This window comes from Pseudoalteromonas sp. T1lg65 (assembly GCF_051930985.1).
Taxonomy (GTDB): Bacteria; Pseudomonadota; Gammaproteobacteria; order Enterobacterales; family Alteromonadaceae; genus Pseudoalteromonas.
Window position 1 is genome coordinate 1,418,285 of sequence record NZ_CP196837.1, and the last position, 16,852, is coordinate 1,435,136.

The window sequence follows — 16,852 nt, forward strand, 5'->3', positions numbered from 1 at the left end:
TGACCTTAATCTCTATTTGTGACTAACAGAAGTTTAGAATCCAGTATATGAAGCATATCCGTAATTTTTCTATTATCGCCCACATTGACCATGGAAAATCGACGTTATCTGACCGCTTAATCCAAGTTTGTGGAGGTTTGACTGACCGCGAAATGCAGCAGCAGGTATTGGATTCGATGGATATTGAGCGTGAGCGCGGTATCACCATCAAAGCGCAAAGTGTTACTTTGAATTACACTGCTAAAGACGGTGAAACCTACCAACTTAATTTTATCGATACCCCAGGGCACGTCGATTTTACCTATGAAGTTTCTCGTTCATTAGCCGCTTGTGAAGGAGCGCTTCTGGTTGTAGACGCGGGCCAAGGGGTAGAAGCGCAGACACTTGCCAACTGTTACACAGCATTAGAAATGGACCTGGAAGTTATTCCAGTGTTGAACAAGATTGACTTACCACAGGCTGATCCTTTGCGTGTCGCCGAAGAAATCGAAGACATTGTTGGTATCGAAGCATTAGATGCTGTTCAGTGTAGCGCTAAGACTGGCGTTGGTATTGATGAAGTCTTGGAAGTGATCGTCAGAGATATCCCACCTCCGCAAGGTGAACCTGAACAGCCGCTGCAAGCTCTGATCATTGATTCATGGTTTGACCCATATCAAGGGGTTGTTTCACTGGTTAGGATTAAAAATGGTGAACTTAAAGCGGGTGAAAAAATTAAAATTATGTCGACTGAGCAAATTCATCAGGTCGATAAAGTTGGTATTTTCACGCCAAAGCAAACTGACACCGGCATCTTAAGAACTGGCGAAGTAGGGTTTGTAATCGCCGGCATTAAAGACATCCATGGTGCACCCGTTGGTGATACTATTACGCTTGCGAAAGGTTCTGCTGTTGCACGTTTACCTGGTTTCCAAAAGATTAAGCCGCAAGTTTATGCAGGTATGTTCCCAATCTCTTCAGATGATTATGAGAACTTCCGTGACGCGTTGAATAAACTAAGCCTAAATGATGCATCGTTGTTCTTCGAACCTGAGAACTCGACAGCACTGGGCTTTGGTTTCCGTTGTGGCTTCTTGGGTATGTTACACATGGAAATCATCCAAGAACGTCTAGAGCGCGAATATGACATGGATCTCATCACTACTGCTCCGACAGTGGTTTATGAAGTTGAGACCAAACACGGTGTAGTGAAAATTGACAACCCGTCAGATTTACCACCCGTGAACGATATCATCGAAATCCGTGAACCTATCGTTGAAGCAAATATTTTAGTGCCACAAGAATATCTAGGTAATGTAATCACACTTTGCGTTGAAAAACGTGGTATGCAAACCAAAATGAATTATCACGGTAAACAGGTTGCGGTGACTTACGAGTTGCCGATGTCTGAAGTGGTTATGGACTTTTTTGATAAATTGAAGTCAACCAGTCGTGGTTTTGCCTCGCTTGATTATAACTTCAAACGTTTTGAAGCCTCGGATATGGTTCGCGTAGATATTCTAATCAATGGCGACAGAGTTGATGCGTTAGCGATTATTGTGCATCGTGATGGCGCACAAAGCCGCGGTCGTCAATTAGCCGAAGCATTACGTGAACTAATTCCACGTCAAATGTTTGATATTGCAATTCAAGCTGCAATTGGTAACCATGTAATTGCACGAAGCACTGTGAAGCAGCTGCGTAAAAACGTAATCGCCAAGTGTTACGGTGGTGACGTAAGTCGTAAGAAAAAGCTACTGCAAAAGCAAAAAGAGGGTAAGAAACGCATGAAGCAATTAGGTAACGTAGAGGTACCTCAAGATGCGTTCTTAGCAATACTTAAAGTAGGAAAGTAACAGGAAATACAAATGGCAGGATATTTTTCAATTATATTGGTGTTGCTAACAGTAGGATCTGGTCTTATTTGGCTTATTGATCACTTTTTATATGCACCAAAAAGACAGGAAAGATTGGCAATTGCGCAAGGAGCTTCACAAGCTCCTTTAGATGAAGACGTGATTGCACAGATTGCGCCTGAACCTGCCATTGTTGAAAACGCAAAATCCATCTTCCCGATGATTGCCGCGATTACCATTTTCCGTTCATTTATTTTTGAGCCGTTTCAAATCCCATCTGGCTCTATGATGCCGACGTTACTTGATGGTGATTTTATCTTGGTGCAAAAGTTCGCTTACGGTATTAAAGACCCTGTTGTGCGCTCAAAAGTCATAGAAACTGGTAGTCCAGAGCGTGGTGATATTGCGGTGTTTAAATTCCCGCTAGATGAACGTATAGATTTTATAAAACGCATCGTCGGTTTGCCTGGCGATAGAATTGTTTACCGTAATCGCCAACTTTACATTAAGCCAAACTGCTCAGAGGGTGAGAAAGAGCAGGGCGGTTTAACCTGTGGTGAATATAATAAAATTGACGTGGATATCGTTAATCGTGATGAATTCACACAAGGTTCTATGCAGCTAGTGCGTTTGACCGAGCATTTACCAAATGTAGAACATGATATTTTAATTAACCCAGAAGTGTTAGAACTGACTGAACGTTATTACCAACAACCGGGTACACGTCGTGACGAATGGATAGTACCTGAAAACAGCTACTTTGCGATGGGTGATAACAGAAATAACAGCCAAGATAGTCGTATGTGGGGTTTTGTTCCTGATGAAAACTTGGTAGGCAAAGCCGTATTTATTTGGATGAGCTTCGATTTTGAAAATGGCCCTGATAGCATTTTGCCGTCTTGGGTTCCAACTGGTGTTCGTTTTGAACGCCTAGGTAGTATTCAGTAAAGATGAAAAAAAACGTAGAAGAACTATACAGTAAAATAGGGTATACCTTCTCCAATAAGGCGCTGCTTGAGCAGGCTTTGACACACCGTAGTCATAAAGGCCAGCACAACGAGCGCCTCGAATTTTTAGGGGACTCTATTCTAAGCTTTGTGATTGCAAATGCTTTGTACCATCAATTTCCGAAAGCGCGTGAAGGTGATTTAAGCCGCATGCGTTCAACGCTAGTAAGAGGCCAGACATTGGCTGAGTTTGGTGTTGAATTTGCGCTAGGAGACTATTTGCGATTGGGTCCAGGTGAGCTTAAAAGTGGTGGTTTTCGCAGAGAATCAACGCTTGCAGATGCGGTTGAAGCGATTATAGGTGCTGTATTTTTAGACTCCGATATAGACACATGTCGAGATTTGGTATTGTCTTGGTACGAAAGCAGACTAACAGCCATATCACCGGGGCATAATCAAAAAGACCCTAAAACCTTGCTGCAAGAATATTTGCAAGCACGTAAGTTGCCATTACCAGGATATACAGTGATCGATACTAAAGGTCAGGCACATAATCAAACGTTCACGGTAGAATGTATTGTGGAAGGTATGGGAAGTATAATTTCAGTAGGCAGCTCGCGACGTAAAGCGGAGCAAAAAGCTGCTGAAAAAGCACTGAAGATGTTGAAAAATGACGCCTAACACACACTGTGGCATGATTGCCATCGTTGGTAGACCTAACGTAGGTAAATCAACATTGCTTAATAAATTAGTTGAGCAAAAAGTGAGTATCACCTCACGTAAACCGCAAACAACGCGTCACCGTATCATGGGGATTCACACGGAAGACAACTATCAAGCTGTCTATGTTGATACTCCTGGTCTACACGTTGAAGAAAAACGTGCTATTAACCGCCTTATGAATAGAGCTGCATCCAGTTCGATAGGTGATGTTGAGCTGGTCATTTTCGTTGTTGAAGGTACACACTGGAACAAAGATGATGAAATGGTACTTAATAAAGTGCGAGATAGTGGTCGTCGTGTTTTAGTGGTAATGAACAAAACTGACCAAGTTAAAGACAAAGACCTGATCATGCCACATATCCAGTGGTTGAGTGAGCAAGGTAACTTTGTTGGCATTGTGCCTATATCAGCCAAAAGCGGTAAAAACGTCGATATTATTAAAGACGAAGTTCGCAAGTGCCTTCCTGAAAGTGAGTTTTACTTTCCAGAAGATTACGTTACTGACCGCTCTATGCGTTTTCTAGCCGCTGAAATAGTGCGAGAGAAACTCATGCGCTTTATGGGTGATGAGTTACCGTATTCAGTGACAGTAGAAATCGAACAGTTTAAATGGCAAGAAAATGGCGTTTGGCAAATCAATGCGCTCATTTTAGTTGAACGCGAATCACAAAAACGCATGGTGATTGGAAATAAAGGCGAAAAACTAAAGGTCATTGGCCGCGAAGCGCGTAAAGATTTAGAAGATATGCTGGATAATAAGGTTTACCTAGAATGTTGGGTAAAAGTGAAGTCTGGCTGGGCCGATGACGAGCGTGCTCTACGTAGCTTAGGATACGGAGAGGACTGATTGGATAGCGACTTTCGACAAGCCTATCTATTGCACCGCAGACCTTACAGCGACTCGCAAATTTTACTGGATGTGCTTGTTGAAGGAATAGGCCAAATTAAAATGCTTGCCCGAGTTAAGGGCAAGCAATCGTTAAAACACAATGCACAGCTTCGTCCCTTCTCAAAACTCCTATTACAATACGCGGGTCGCTACGACTTCAAATATCTCAATCGTTTTGAACCGAGCGATGACCAAGTAAATCTAGTTGGTACGCAACTATATTGTGGTCTGTATTTGAATGAACTTACTCAGAAAGTGGTACCAGTTAATGAACCGCTAGAACAGGTTTATGAACTGTATCGACATCATCTAGCACGCTTAGCAAAAGAAATTGATGTGGAACCTATTTTACGAAGTTATGAACTGCAGCTACTCACGGAACTGGGATTTGGTGTTGAGCTAGAGTTTGACGCAGAAGGTGAAACGATTAAGCCAAACAAAGCGTATAAATTTATTGCTGAATATGGCTTTGTTGCGGTTGGACAGGAGCTTGATACGTTTGATGGTAGTGTGCTGCTTGCCATGGCGCAACAAGTCTATGAGGATATCGCAGTGAGAAGAGCTGCGAAACAATTAACAAGAAAACTAATGAGCCCTTTAATTGGTAAACAAGGCCTCAAAAGTAGAGAATTATTTATTTCCAAAAAGTAACTTACGTTACGGTTTATCAAGGGATATACAATGAAAGATATTTTACTCGGCGTAAACGTAGATCATATTGCCACCTTGCGCCAAGCGCGAGGCACTAGCTATCCAGATCCGGCCCATGCAGCGTCTGTTGCTGAACATGCCGGCGCAGATGGCATTACCATTCACCTTCGTGAAGATAGACGTCATATTCAAGATAGAGACGTTTACGTGATGGCAAAAACGATCCAAACGCGTATGAATCTTGAAATTGCAGTGACAGATGAAATGTTGGATATCGCTTGTGAAGTTAAACCGGAATACGTTTGTTTGGTGCCAGAAAAACGTGAAGAATTGACCACCGAAGGTGGGTTAGATGTAGTCGGTAACTTAGAAAAAGTTACGGCTGCCACGCATAGGTTAACCGCAGCCGGAATAAAGGTCAGTTTATTTATTGACGCGGACAAAGCACAAATTGACGCGGCAAAACAGGCTGGTGCCCCTTACATTGAAATTCACACTGGCGCCTACGCAGACGCTGAAAATGATGCCGAAATGTCAGCAGAACTTGAGCGCATTCGTGAAGGTGTAAAGTATGCCCACAGCTTAGGAATAATCGTCAATGCGGGACATGGTTTGCATTACCACAATGTTAAGCCAATTGCTGCAATGCCAGAGATCTATGAGCTAAATATCGGTCACGCCATCGTTGCCCGTGCAGCGATAGATGGTTTGGAAAAAGCGGTTAGAGATATGAAGCGTCTAATGATCGAAGCACGTCAGGCTTGATAGGATAATTAACTATTGTAAAAAAAAAGGGCTATTTGCCCTTTCTTTGTATCAGGAATCTTATTTTGAAACTTAACTATATTTTGCTGTTTTTGCCTGTGGCTTTATCCACGTCTGCAAATGAATCAGAGATTGAAGTGATCACAACCACAGCGAGTCGAATAACACAAACCAATCAAACGATACCTTTATCGATTAGCCAGCTGAATGAAGCACAACTAGAAGCAATCGGGGTCACACATATCGAAAAAGCACTAAGACTGGTTGCAGGCGCTAATGTGCAACATGGAAATGGTCAAGAATACTTACCAGCGTTACGCTCTCCGGTGTTAACAGGTGCAGGTGCATGTGGCGGGCTGTTAACAGCAGAAGATGGTATTCCACTAAGAGCTGCTGGCTTTTGCAATATCAACGAGTTATTCGAGTCACATTTTGAAGTTGCGCAGAGAATTGAAGTGCTTAAAGGCCCCGGAAGCGTAATGTATGGCTCTAATGCTGTGCATGGTGTGGTAAATGTGATCACCCCTGATACTATCTCAGATGAACAGCGGGCAGCACTCGATCTTGGTTCATACGGATATCGCCGCGCAAAGTATCAAAGTGGCAGTGAAGCTCACGGGATTGGTGTAGCATTAAGTGTCACAGATGACCGTGGCTATCGTAATGATGAGAGCGTAAAACAGCATAAAATATCACTACGTCATCATGCTGATAATGAATGGGCAACGATAACGAACGGTTTAACCTTTACCCATTTGGAGCAACACACCGCAGGATATATTACAGGCAAAGACAGTTATAAAGACCGCGATTTAGCCAAACAAAATGACAACCCAGAAGCCTATCGCAATGCCACTTCATTACGAGCGTGGAGTGAAGTTTCATGGTTGGCTGATGATAGTACTAAAGTACTTATAAAACCGTATGTTAGATATCAGAAAATGGATTTTTTAAAGCACTTTTTACCAGGCCAACCAATTGAAGAAAATAACCAACGTGGTATGGGCTTTCAGTCACTGATGAGCCATGCCTTTGCTGACAGTTGGCTTGTGCGTGGTGGGTTTGACGGTGAATATACGCAAGGTGAAATGCTGCAATATCAGCCTAACCCGACCCAAGGCTCAGCATTCTTGCAACAAACCATACCGCAAGGTAAACATTATGACTATCAAGTTAACGCCTGGCAACTTGCGCCATTTGTTTCTGTAAACTGGCGTTCAGGCCCTTGGAATGCAGAAATAGGGGGGCGCTTCGAGTCCATGAAGTACGATTATACCAACGCGATGTTGGCTGGTCGTTTAAAGGAAGATGGTAGTGCCTGTGGCATGGGTGGGTGCAGGTATCATCGTCCACCGTCGGGAAAAGATAGTTTCTCCTATTTTTCGCCGAAAGTGGCGATTAGCTATCAATGGAATGAAGATTTGCTCTTTTATGGCAATATTTCGCAAGGATATCGTGCTCCACAAACTTCTGAGTTGTACCAGTTACAAAGGGCGCAATCTAAAGCGGAACTTGAAGAAGAGCAAGCCAAGAACATTGAATTAGGTATTAAGCTCGAACGCGATTCACTGCAATTGCAAGGGGCGATTTATCAGATGCAAAAGGAACAAGTTATTCTTAGAGACAGTGACTTTTTCTACATTAATGATGGCCGCTCTGTACACAAAGGGATGGAGTTAGAACTAGACTATAAATTGACTGCTGCTTGGCATATCGCGATGGCTTATAGCCACGCTAAACATAGCTATGACTTTGACCGAGTATTATCGCAGATCAATATTCGCGGTAATGCCATGGATACCGCCCCCAGAAACGTCGCGAACATTGCACTTAAATGGCAACCAACTAGTACACTTACAACCCAGCTTAATTGGCATGCACTAAGTCGCTATTTTACCGATCCAGAAAATCAACACCAATATTCAGGCCACACATTGTTATCAGCACATGTAAAGTGGCAACTTGATCCGAAGTTAGCGCTAACTTTTAGGGTGAAAAACTTACTGGATGAGCGCTATGCTGAAAGGGCAGATTACACCAGTTTTAGTGGTGATAGATACTTTCCGGGTAAGCCAAGAAACGTGCTATTAAGCGTCGATTACCAATGGTAGAAAATGTTAGAAATAGAAAGGGCTAAGCTTTTTCTATTTCTGCTTTAGCCCAGCTTTGGAGTTTATGTAAATGTGAGTATGATTATTCATCACAGCATAAGCACAGAGACATCGATACAAAACACAGCCTCCATCATCAGGAGCTTTTCTTCAACCCAATCACGGCGATGTTCGTATGATTTTCCAGTGAGTTTATCTTCGCCGCATAGAAATGCACGCATTACACAGCAAGAGATACATTGGTAGTATTTGGTGTCGGTTAAACTGATTTGCTTTTTGCGAGCAGTTGCCATCGTTTGATTTCCTCAATCCTTTGAGTACAGAAATAAATAGTAGACGACACCTTGGGGTGTCACAAATTTAGTGGTGGGTGTCAGCGATTAAGTACTAGCGATTTTTTTTGCTGTATAAATACACAGTCTTCGTGTTATTGTGTTTTAAAATTAAGACAATAAACAAGGTAGTAAGATGTTACTGGATTTAGAACCGAATGCGCCACGAGATTTTGACTTCATAATTGGTGATTGGAATGTAAAGCATCGTCGCTTAAAAGATATACTAAACGGCGGTGAAGAATGGATTGAGTTTAATGGGTTATCTTCAACCGTAAAGACCCTTGGCGGCTATGGAAATATCGAAGATGTCCAACTTAATTTCCCTGATTTGTCAGTAAGAGCAAAAGCTATTCGTTCGTATAATTCTGAAACTGGAGAGTGGTCTATCTGGTGGCTAGATGGTCGAAACCCGAATGCATTAGATACACCAGTTGTTGGTAAATTCTCCGAAGGGATTGGACAATTCTATGCGGATGAAGTCTACAATGATGCGCCAATTAAAGTAAGATTTCTTTGGAATTCAACTAACCCCATAAAACCTAAATGGGAACAAGCGTTTTCCAAAGATAACGGAGAAACTTGGGAAACTAATTGGTTAATGGAATTCACTCCTAAAAATTAGTATGTTGTAACAAGCTTACACATGGATTTATGGGTTAAATTTTGTCGTACCGTTTTTTGCCAACCCGTATCGCTCGCAAAAAACAGTACAACAAAATTTGCCACTTATTAAGGCGTTCATCTGGAATTTGGGGGCAATTTATCCCTCAGGTTATCGGGCAAGGAAGTGGTGAGTAGATGGTGAGTAGATAATGAAGTATTTTAAAACTCCTGAGTTTCTTTTCGAAGTGCTCGGGGAAAAACAATCACTATTGGAAGTTGGTTGTACGTTGGTTTTTGCCTTAGTTGGTAGTTGGGTTATTTACTTAGTTGCTGGCGTAGAGCTAGACAATTGGAAATCAATGTTAGCTTTCCTAGTCATCGCCGATGTACTGGCAGGGTGCATTGCTAATTTCAGCTATGGTACGAACGAATACTATTCGCAGCGGCCAAAAAATCGTCTTATATTCATTGCTATCCATGTGCATATTTTAGCTGTAGCTTGGCTGCTATCTGAGCCGTTGGATAGTGCAATGATTATCTGGGGTTTCACCATAGTATCAGCATTTATAGTCAATGCTTTGAAAGGGACTCGGATTCAATGCTTTATTGCTGCGAATTTAATGTGTTATGGCATATTGTTGCTAATCTACCTGCCGCTTTCAAACTGGTTTCTGATGGTTAGTGCGTTCTTTTTAATTAAGGTGCTATTTAGTTTTTCAGTCGATCACTTTGGTAAGCAGGCTGAAAGATAGGAGTGCCGTGAATATATCAAGTACCTCTTTATCTGGTTACTTGTTTGCTTCTTCTTAAAGAGAACTCAACGGTCAAGTACGCGGAAATATAGCTTAAACAAGGCATTTAATCAGACAATTAAAAAAGAAAAATTTAAAGGAAACAAAATTTAACCAACCGGCACTCAAATTTGGATGTTTGTCTGTGCTTCTAGGTCGCGAATTGTAGCCGCTTTTTTTGCCGTTTACGGCAAGCGTTATGTTGTAAGGAAGACTCAAATATTCATAAAGCGTCAAAAAATCGTTTTTCTATCTGTACTTTTATTCTTTCTATTAGCCTATTTAGAACATGGCGCGGAGTCACGTACCTATGTTTATTTTTTTCATGTTTTAGTTGAGTAAAGAAAAAGCCATTCTTGGAAGCAAGGCTATAAAATTGGTATCGGCTCAACGCTGGCAACCCTTCAAAAGGTAAATAGTAAACTTAGGGTTTTTGAGTTAATCTGGGAAATAATATTTTAAAAAATTACTCCCAATATGGTGGGATATTACCAAGCTAATAGAGGATATAAAATGAAAATTAGGGATGGTATTTTTTTTGTTGGCTTTGTTATTTTTTCCCCATTGGTACACGCTGACATCAGTGATATTGATAAAACTAATATTTTGGACTCTCTTAAAGACAATATTAAGCAAAGATATGTTGAAGTAAACAAGATAGATAAAATCTCAAGTGCTCTTGAAAAGTTTAAAACCAGTCCTGAATTTACTAATAGCCAGTCACAAGAACAATTTGCATCTGTACTAACCTCAGAACTACAAAAGTTTGATAAGCACTTTACTGTGCAATGGCAAAGCCCACATGAAAGTCAAAATAATAAAACCAATCATGAACCTTGGTTTGCCAAATTAAGTCGCAAAAATTCAGGATTTAATCGAATTGAAATACTTGATGGCAATATAGGTTATGTCGATTTTTGGGGATTTGATGCATTATCAGAGCGCTCAAAGAAAATAGCAAAAGGTGTTATGGGATTTGTCTCTAACGCAGACGCTCTAGTATTTGATCTCCGTAAAAATGGTGGCGGCAGTGCTGAAATGGTGCAATTCATTAGTAGCTATTTTTTAAAACCTAATACCCATTTAAATAGTATCTACTGGCGAACGACTGACACCACTCGTGAATTTCTTACCTTTGATAATGTTAGTGTTCCAACCAAGTTAGATATACCCATATACATACTAACGAGCAGTGATACATTTTCAGCGGCAGAAGAATTTGCTTATAACTTAAAACACCTTAAGCGAGCCACCTTAGTGGGTGAAACAACGAAAGGTGGTGCAAATCCTTGGCAGTTTTATCAATTAGGAAATGATTTTAGAGCTGGTATTCCAATAGCCAAGTCAATTAATCCAGTAACAAAGACAAATTGGGAAACAGTTGGTGTTAAGCCGCATATTGAAGCCTCACGCGAGCATGCTTTAAATGTTGCGTATAAATTAGCACTTAATGAAGTTAAAAAGTCAACAAATGACAAGCATCAAATAAAGGAAATTGATTCCAAACTTGTGGAATTGACGAGTAACAACTCACTCATTGCGACGTCGACAAGTCGCGCGAATTAACGGAGTAAGTATCTATCTACTCTAACTGAGTATCTAACAACTTGACAGTCACTCAAATTTGATTGGCCAAAAGTTTTGTCTAGGCTAAAGTTTGACAGCTTATTGCTCCTTAAAAAATCACAGTAAAGAATGCAGTAAGGTAGCGCCAGCAAGACATTAAAGCTCAATGATGAAGGTGTGTATTCATGTCGATAACGCCGAGATAACCCTTGGGCAAGACGGCTAACAGTCCACACTAGTCAGTCATGTGTATTCGTTTTATAGGGGGTAAAGGGAGATTTATGGCTACGAACTATAAGGTTAAAAGACTGAATGCTAGCAGGGATTATATTAAAGACAATTTTCAAACAGCGCTTAGCTTAGCTGATATAGCAAAGAGCTCATATATGTCTCCTTATCACTTTTTGCGTGTTTTCAAGCAGGTTTACGGAGAAACACCCAACGAGTTCTTAATTCGGCTTAGAGTCGAGCAAGCGAAAAAAATGCTTATTACGGAAAATTATAGTATTTCAGAAGTCTGTGAGAAAGTCGGTTATACAAGCCTTGGTAGCTTTTCGTCGTTATTTCTAAAGCAAGTCGGTATGGCTCCAACTTTATACCGTCGTAAGCTGTGGGCTTTGTCTACAGAAGCATATCGTTTTCCTTCACAGATAATACCGGCATGTTATGCCTACCATTTTTTGGGCAAATTACCCAAGTGAGCAATATTGGAGAAATATCACTTTGAATATTTATATAAAATAAGAATGAGTTAACAACAGGAAATGTAGCAATGATCACATCTATAGCGCACGCAACAATATATGTACTTAATCAAGACGAAGCGCTTGATTTTTACAAAAACAAGCTTGGTTTCGAGGTCGGTGACGATATGAAAGTGGAGGGAGGTTTTAGATGGCTAACTGTATATCCAAAATCCAAACCACAACTTCAGTTAGTATTGGCTGAGCCAAAAGAGGGTCCGATGTTTACCAAGGACTCAGCGGAAAAAATTCGTAGTTTAATTGCAGAAGGCGCATTTGGCGCAGGGGTTTTTGAAACTGAAAACTGTCAGAAAACCTATGAAGATCTGGTTGCTCAAGGGGTGGAGTTTTTCCAACCACCCACCGAACAGCTTTACGGTATCGAAGCTATGGCTGTCGACAATTCAGGAAATTGGTTTAGTCTAGTTCAACGGTAAAAAATGATGCAAGTCCAGCTAGGTGCCGCACGCGGCGCCGTTTTAAATTTTGTATTTCAGGGAAAGAGCGTTTAAAACAACTTTATTCTGTCTATTTGTTATTGCTATTGATAGCAAGCCTAAGAAGCTATTTATGTCGGTAAATAGAAGCAGTCGTGTGGCAACTAACTTGAAGATAGCGAGAAAATAGATGTCTCCTAGTTTATCGGTTTAACACATACAAATGGTCAAGCAGAAAAGTTTTGCAGCGCGCTGTTTCGATGGTTGAAGTTCGTTTCATTTGTTATTTGCCAAAGGAGAGCCTAGTGCTTATTCGACATTTTGAGCAAACTGATTTTCCGTTTATCAAAGCGATTTATCAGCAAGGTATTGATACAGGAAACGCTACATTTCAATTAACACCTAAAAGCTGGGAAGAATGGAATGGATCAATGCATGAGCATTCGCGTTTGGTAGCGGTAGAGCATGATAACGTGTTGGGGTGGGCAGCCATTTCACCAATCTCAGGCCGCGACGTATATTCTGGTGTGGCAGAAGTGAGTGTATATGTTGTAGCTAGTGAGCGAGGAAAGAGGATTGGCCAAAAATTATTATCACAGCTAATACTAGAGTCGGAGCGAAATAATATTTGGATGTTACAAGCTGCTATATTTCCAGAAAATATAGCCAGTATTAAAGTCCATAGTCGTAATGGCTTTCGTCAATTAGGTATTCGTGAAAAGCTCGGCAAGATGACTGGTATTTGGCGTGATGTTATCCTTATGGAAAGGCGTAGTAAAATTATTGGCAGAGACTAGGATGGACCAACCCCTCTTTTTGCACATAGAGCCAGACGCTCAAGGTCCCGTAATATTACTCAAGTAAATACAAACGTTGGCAAAATTTGACTGTCAGATTTGATTGGCTTTGACCCGTTTTGTCTGACAGTCAATAGACTTTATTAATGCTCGAGATGCTAGTCGTCTAAAGAGCGAAGTAGGGCATTGATCCCAACTTTTTCACGAGTTTGCTGATCTACTTTCTTGACGATAATGGCTGCGTACAGGCTGTGAGAACCATCTTTACTTGGTAGTGATCCTGGTACGACAACTGCACCAGCGGGTACTCGTCCGTAGTGAATTTCACCAGTTTCACGGTCATAGATACGCGTACTTTGTGAAATGTAAACACCCATTGAGATAACAGCGCCTTCTTCAACAATCACGCCTTCAACGATTTCTGAGCGCGCACCAATGAAGCAATTGTCCTCGATAATAGTTGGATTTGCCTGTAACGGCTCTAAAACACCACCAATGCCAACACCGCCAGATAAATGTACATTTTTACCGATTTGCGCACATGATCCCACCGTTGCCCATGTATCAACCATAGTGCCTTCATCTACATAGGCGCCAATATTCACGTAAGAGGGCATTAACACCACGTTTTTGCCAACAAAGCTGCCTTTTCTTGCTACAGCGTTAGGTACGACGCGCATACCTTGTTGCTGAAATTGCTCAGGTGTATAGTCAGAAAACTTAAGTGGTACTTTGTCGTAGAACTGGTTTACACCGTCGCTCATTGGTTGATTATCACGGATGCGAAACGACAGTAATACGGCCTTTTTAAGCCACTGATGTACAACCCACTCACCACTGAGTTTTTCTGCTACACGTGCAGCGCCAGTATCTAGCAGATGCAGTGCTTGTACGATAGCTCCTTTCACTTCGTCTGACACCGAACTTGGGCTGATCCCATCACGATTTTCCCAAGCGTTTTCAATGATTGTTTTTAAATCAGACATACTTTCCTCTTAATCTGTTTCTGCGTTTAATTTTTTAAGTAATGCTCGGTGAAGCTCGGCTTTGGCCATTTCATCAAGCGCTTTGTAATTTTGATCTGATACCACGAAAAAGTCTTCGGCACGTTCGCCGACCGTTGTAATTCTTGCTGCGTGAATATGCAGTGAATAGTCTTGAAACACTTCCGCAATCTTAGTAAGTAACCCCGGAATATCAATTGCTTGAATTTCAATTAAGTTTCTATCGTCTCGGGCATGTGGACGGATCACGACTTTGGGCTTGATATTAAAATCTTTAAATTTTTGCGAACGGTTTTTCTTGATACGAATTTTCTTTTTCGGATCTCGTAAAATCGACTCAAGTCCTTTGCGAATACTTCCTGCACGACCTGTGCTGAGAGGCTCACCGTTTACTTCAAGTATTACGAAGCTAAAAACCATGTAATCGTCTTTTGTCGTCATGACTTGCGCATGTTGAATTTGTGCTTTTTTGGAGCCAATAGCACTCACTAACTTAGTAAATAATGTGGCTTCATAAGGACTGTAGACAAAAACTTGAGTGCCACCATGCATGGGCTTTGCAGACACGATAACACTTGGCTGACTTAAGTCATCCGATTTTAGTAAATGCTCGGTGTGCCAAGAAATTTGCTGCTCACTAAAAGCGGTAAAGTAATTGGCCTTAAACCTTGACCAGATAAGGTCAATGAAGCTTTCTTCATTACCTTTATTGAGTAGCCTTTGCTTAGCTTGATGCTTTTTATCTCGGATCTGATCACGCATATCCATTGGGTTTTCAAGGCCAAGTCTTAATGCTCTTTGTGTGTGCAAATACAGTTCGCGAAGCAGGGTGTTTTTCCAATCATTCCAAAGGTTGTCATTGGTTGCGCGAATATCAGCCACAGTTAAGCAATACAAGTAGTCGAGTTGGCGTTCGTTCTTCACTTTATGCGCAAACTCTGCGATCACGTCCGGGTCATTAATGTCCTTGCGTTGTGCGGTAACCGACATGAGCAAATGGTTTTGTACCAGCCATGCAACCAGTTTGGCATCGGACTGTGTGAAGCCATGTAACTTTGTAAATGCCATGGCATCAACGGCGCCTAGTTCTGAGTGATCGCCACCACGACCTTTTGCAATGTCGTGGAAAATCCCGGCTAAATACAAAAGCTCAGGCTTGTCCATGCGAGTAACGATTTCTGAGCAAATAGGGAACTCACTGATCCGCTCTTTATTAAAGTACTGGTAGATATTATTGATCAGCTTATGGGTATGTTCATCGACTGTGTATGCATGAAATAAATCGAACTGCATTTGCCCAAAAATATTTCGCCATTGTGGTAAATAAGCGGCGATGATGCCGTGTTTGTGCATTAACGTGAAAGCACGGCCCATACCATTGGGATGTTTTAGTAGACGCAGAAACGCATCTCGACAGCCAGCATAATCTTGCAAATCACCTAACAGGCGACGACGTACCTGACGCATACTGCGAATAGTACTAGGGTCTATCTGTGTGATTGCAGGGTTATCTGCGATATGTTCGAACAACACAAAGATATTTTCACGACGGAAAAATACTGAAGGGTTTTTTACGCGAATTTTTTTCCCGATCCGCTCGAAGTTTCTATCCAAGGGCACGGCTTCTTGTTCGCTTTGCTCTGGAACAATACTTTGTTCAAAGTATGAAAGCAGCATTTGGTTCATTTCACGCACCCGGCTCATAATTCTGAATAGCCGCTTCATCATCCGTTCGACAGAGGCTTTGCCTTCGGCCCCAAAACCAAGAAGTTCAGCAGCATGAGGCTGGTGGTCAAATAATAATCTATTTTCGCTGCGGTTCGCAGCTAAATGCAGTGCAAATCGAATATTCCAGAGGTTTTCGATACACTCGAGTAACTCTTGATACTCTTCGTGAGTGAGGTAACCATGGTTAATTAATTCTTCGAGCGTTTCAACATGAAAGTGCTTTTTGGCCACCCAAAAGATAGTCTGTATATCACGTAAACCGCCCGGGTTTTCCTTTACGTTTGGCTCTAAGTTATACGCCGTGCCATGGCATTTTTTATGCCGTTGGTGTTGCTCCTCCACTTTGGCGAGGAAAAAGTCACGAGATTGCCAAATTGGGGTTTCAACGATGTGGTGTTTTAGTTTCTCATAACCAACATGATTACCACAGATCAGCCTACTTTCTAACAAACTTGTAGTGAAATGTACATCATCTTGCTTCTGCTCTAATACTTGCTCATGAGTCTGAACACTGTGTCCAATATCTAAATTTAAGTCCCACAAAAAGGTGACAAAGCGTTCTAGGTTTTTTGTGGTTTGCTCGCAAGGGATCTCTTTGGTGAGCACTAAAAAGTCAATATCAGAATAGGGGTGAAGCTCACCTCGGCCATATCCGCCAATGGCTATAAGCGCAAGGTCTGGATCAAGGGCTAGTTCAGTTTCATTAAACAGTTTAATTAACAGCCTATCAATAAATTCAGCACGCGCATTGATTAAGTGTCGAACTGGCTGCTTAGTAAATTGATTTTTAAGCCATTTGTAAAAGTACGCTAAGCAATCTTTGTATTCAGCGAGATCAGATGCTTCATCAAGCAGCGTTTTGACTTTATTGGGTAAGGCCACTTAGGCTTCCTGTTTTGTGCGCAAAAACAATAGAGGTCATTTTTA

Annotated in this window: 15 protein-coding genes and 1 pseudogene; 13 read left to right on the top strand and 3 right to left on the bottom strand. The window is 41.5% G+C overall.

Annotated features, from left to right (window positions below):
• The first annotated feature begins 47 nt into the window (after window positions 1-47).
• The 7 genes from lepA to ACSLBF_RS06130 all read left to right on the top strand — a co-directional run bounded on the left by lepA (window position 48) and on the right by ACSLBF_RS06130 (window position 7,921).
• Window positions 48-1,835 (top strand): translation elongation factor 4, encoded by a 1,788-nt coding sequence (lepA, locus tag ACSLBF_RS06100; RefSeq protein ID WP_440055715.1) that lies wholly within the window; start codon window positions 48-50, stop codon window positions 1,833-1,835.
• Between the two features lie 12 nt (window positions 1,836-1,847).
• A complete protein-coding gene (gene lepB / locus ACSLBF_RS06105; protein WP_440055716.1) occupies window positions 1,848-2,783 on the top strand; it encodes a signal peptidase I in 936 nt (311 codons plus the stop codon).
• 2 nt (window positions 2,784-2,785) lie between these two features.
• Complete coding sequence (gene rnc, locus ACSLBF_RS06110; RefSeq protein WP_440055717.1) at window positions 2,786-3,463, top strand: ribonuclease III; 678 nt, start codon at window positions 2,786-2,788, stop codon at window positions 3,461-3,463.
• Window positions 3,453-4,352, top strand: a complete 900-nt coding sequence (gene era, locus ACSLBF_RS06115; protein WP_440055718.1) for a GTPase Era — start codon at window positions 3,453-3,455, stop codon at window positions 4,350-4,352. The genes rnc and era overlap by 11 nt, the downstream gene beginning before the upstream one ends.
• Window positions 4,353-5,045: a DNA repair protein RecO gene (gene recO, locus ACSLBF_RS06120; RefSeq protein WP_440055719.1), complete on the top strand. Its 693-nt coding sequence runs from the start codon at window positions 4,353-4,355 to the stop codon at window positions 5,043-5,045.
• A gap of 30 nt (window positions 5,046-5,075) precedes the next feature.
• Window positions 5,076-5,810 (top strand): pyridoxine 5'-phosphate synthase, encoded by a 735-nt coding sequence (gene pdxJ, locus ACSLBF_RS06125; protein ID WP_440055720.1) that lies wholly within the window; start codon window positions 5,076-5,078, stop codon window positions 5,808-5,810.
• Between the two features lie 65 nt (window positions 5,811-5,875).
• Window positions 5,876-7,921 carry a TonB-dependent receptor gene (locus ACSLBF_RS06130; protein ID WP_440055721.1) on the top strand — a complete coding sequence of 682 codons (2,046 nt, stop codon included), beginning with the start codon at window positions 5,876-5,878 and terminating at the stop codon, window positions 7,919-7,921.
• Between the two features lie 54 nt (window positions 7,922-7,975).
• Here ACSLBF_RS06130 and ACSLBF_RS06135 read toward each other — a convergent pair.
• Window positions 7,976-8,214 (bottom strand): annotated as a pseudogene (locus ACSLBF_RS06135) (transposase); the annotation flags it as partial.
• 175 nt (window positions 8,215-8,389) lie between these two features.
• Here ACSLBF_RS06135 and ACSLBF_RS06140 point away from each other — a divergent pair.
• From ACSLBF_RS06140 to ACSLBF_RS06165, 6 genes are all read left to right on the top strand, one after another.
• Window positions 8,390-8,878, top strand: coding sequence for a DUF1579 domain-containing protein (locus tag ACSLBF_RS06140; RefSeq protein WP_440055722.1), 489 nt, complete (start codon window positions 8,390-8,392; stop codon window positions 8,876-8,878).
• 190 nt (window positions 8,879-9,068) lie between these two features.
• A complete protein-coding gene (locus tag ACSLBF_RS06145) occupies window positions 9,069-9,611 on the top strand; it encodes a hypothetical protein (protein ID WP_440055723.1) in 543 nt (180 codons plus the stop codon).
• Window positions 9,612-10,127: 516 nt separating this feature from the next.
• Window positions 10,128-11,216: a S41 family peptidase gene (locus tag ACSLBF_RS06150; protein ID WP_440055724.1), complete on the top strand. Its 1,089-nt coding sequence runs from the start codon at window positions 10,128-10,130 to the stop codon at window positions 11,214-11,216.
• Window positions 11,217-11,497: 281 nt separating this feature from the next.
• Window positions 11,498-11,917: a helix-turn-helix domain-containing protein gene (locus ACSLBF_RS06155; protein WP_440055725.1), complete on the top strand. Its 420-nt coding sequence runs from the start codon at window positions 11,498-11,500 to the stop codon at window positions 11,915-11,917.
• A gap of 71 nt (window positions 11,918-11,988) precedes the next feature.
• Window positions 11,989-12,396: a VOC family protein gene (locus ACSLBF_RS06160; protein WP_440055726.1), complete on the top strand. Its 408-nt coding sequence runs from the start codon at window positions 11,989-11,991 to the stop codon at window positions 12,394-12,396.
• 305 nt (window positions 12,397-12,701) lie between these two features.
• Window positions 12,702-13,193 carry an N-acetyltransferase family protein gene (locus ACSLBF_RS06165; protein ID WP_440055727.1) on the top strand — a complete coding sequence of 164 codons (492 nt, stop codon included), beginning with the start codon at window positions 12,702-12,704 and terminating at the stop codon, window positions 13,191-13,193.
• Window positions 13,194-13,351: 158 nt separating this feature from the next.
• Here ACSLBF_RS06165 and dapD read toward each other — a convergent pair whose 3' ends face one another.
• Both dapD and glnD read right to left on the bottom strand, forming a co-directional pair.
• Complete coding sequence (dapD, locus tag ACSLBF_RS06170) at window positions 13,352-14,179, bottom strand: 2,3,4,5-tetrahydropyridine-2,6-dicarboxylate N-succinyltransferase (RefSeq protein WP_440055728.1); 828 nt, start codon at window positions 14,177-14,179, stop codon at window positions 13,352-13,354.
• Window positions 14,180-14,188: 9 nt separating this feature from the next.
• Complete coding sequence (gene glnD / locus ACSLBF_RS06175) at window positions 14,189-16,807, bottom strand: [protein-PII] uridylyltransferase (RefSeq protein ID WP_440055729.1); 2,619 nt, start codon at window positions 16,805-16,807, stop codon at window positions 14,189-14,191.
• Between the last annotated feature and the right edge of the window lie 45 nt (window positions 16,808-16,852).

Excerpts from the sequence above, each read along its gene's own strand:
- ACSLBF_RS06140 (WP_440055722.1), top strand. The coding sequence starts at position 8,390 with ATGTTACTGGATTTAGAACCGAATGCGCCACGAGATTTTGACTTCATA.
- ACSLBF_RS06150 (WP_440055724.1), top strand. The coding sequence starts at position 10,128 with ATGGTGGGATATTACCAAGCTAATAGAGGATATAAAATGAAAATTAGG.
- era (WP_440055718.1), top strand. The coding sequence starts at position 3,453 with ATGACGCCTAACACACACTGTGGCATGATTGCCATCGTTGGTAGACCT.
- dapD (WP_440055728.1), bottom strand. The coding sequence starts at position 14,179 with ATGTCTGATTTAAAAACAATCATTGAAAACGCTTGGGAAAATCGTGAT.
- lepB (WP_440055716.1), top strand. The coding sequence starts at position 1,848 with ATGGCAGGATATTTTTCAATTATATTGGTGTTGCTAACAGTAGGATCT.
- lepA (WP_440055715.1), top strand. The coding sequence starts at position 48 with ATGAAGCATATCCGTAATTTTTCTATTATCGCCCACATTGACCATGGA.
- ACSLBF_RS06160 (WP_440055726.1), top strand. The coding sequence starts at position 11,989 with ATGATCACATCTATAGCGCACGCAACAATATATGTACTTAATCAAGAC.
- ACSLBF_RS06155 (WP_440055725.1), top strand. The coding sequence starts at position 11,498 with ATGGCTACGAACTATAAGGTTAAAAGACTGAATGCTAGCAGGGATTAT.
- pdxJ (WP_440055720.1), top strand. The coding sequence starts at position 5,076 with ATGAAAGATATTTTACTCGGCGTAAACGTAGATCATATTGCCACCTTG.
- rnc (WP_440055717.1), top strand. The coding sequence starts at position 2,786 with ATGAAAAAAAACGTAGAAGAACTATACAGTAAAATAGGGTATACCTTC.
- ACSLBF_RS06145 (WP_440055723.1), top strand. The coding sequence starts at position 9,069 with ATGAAGTATTTTAAAACTCCTGAGTTTCTTTTCGAAGTGCTCGGGGAA.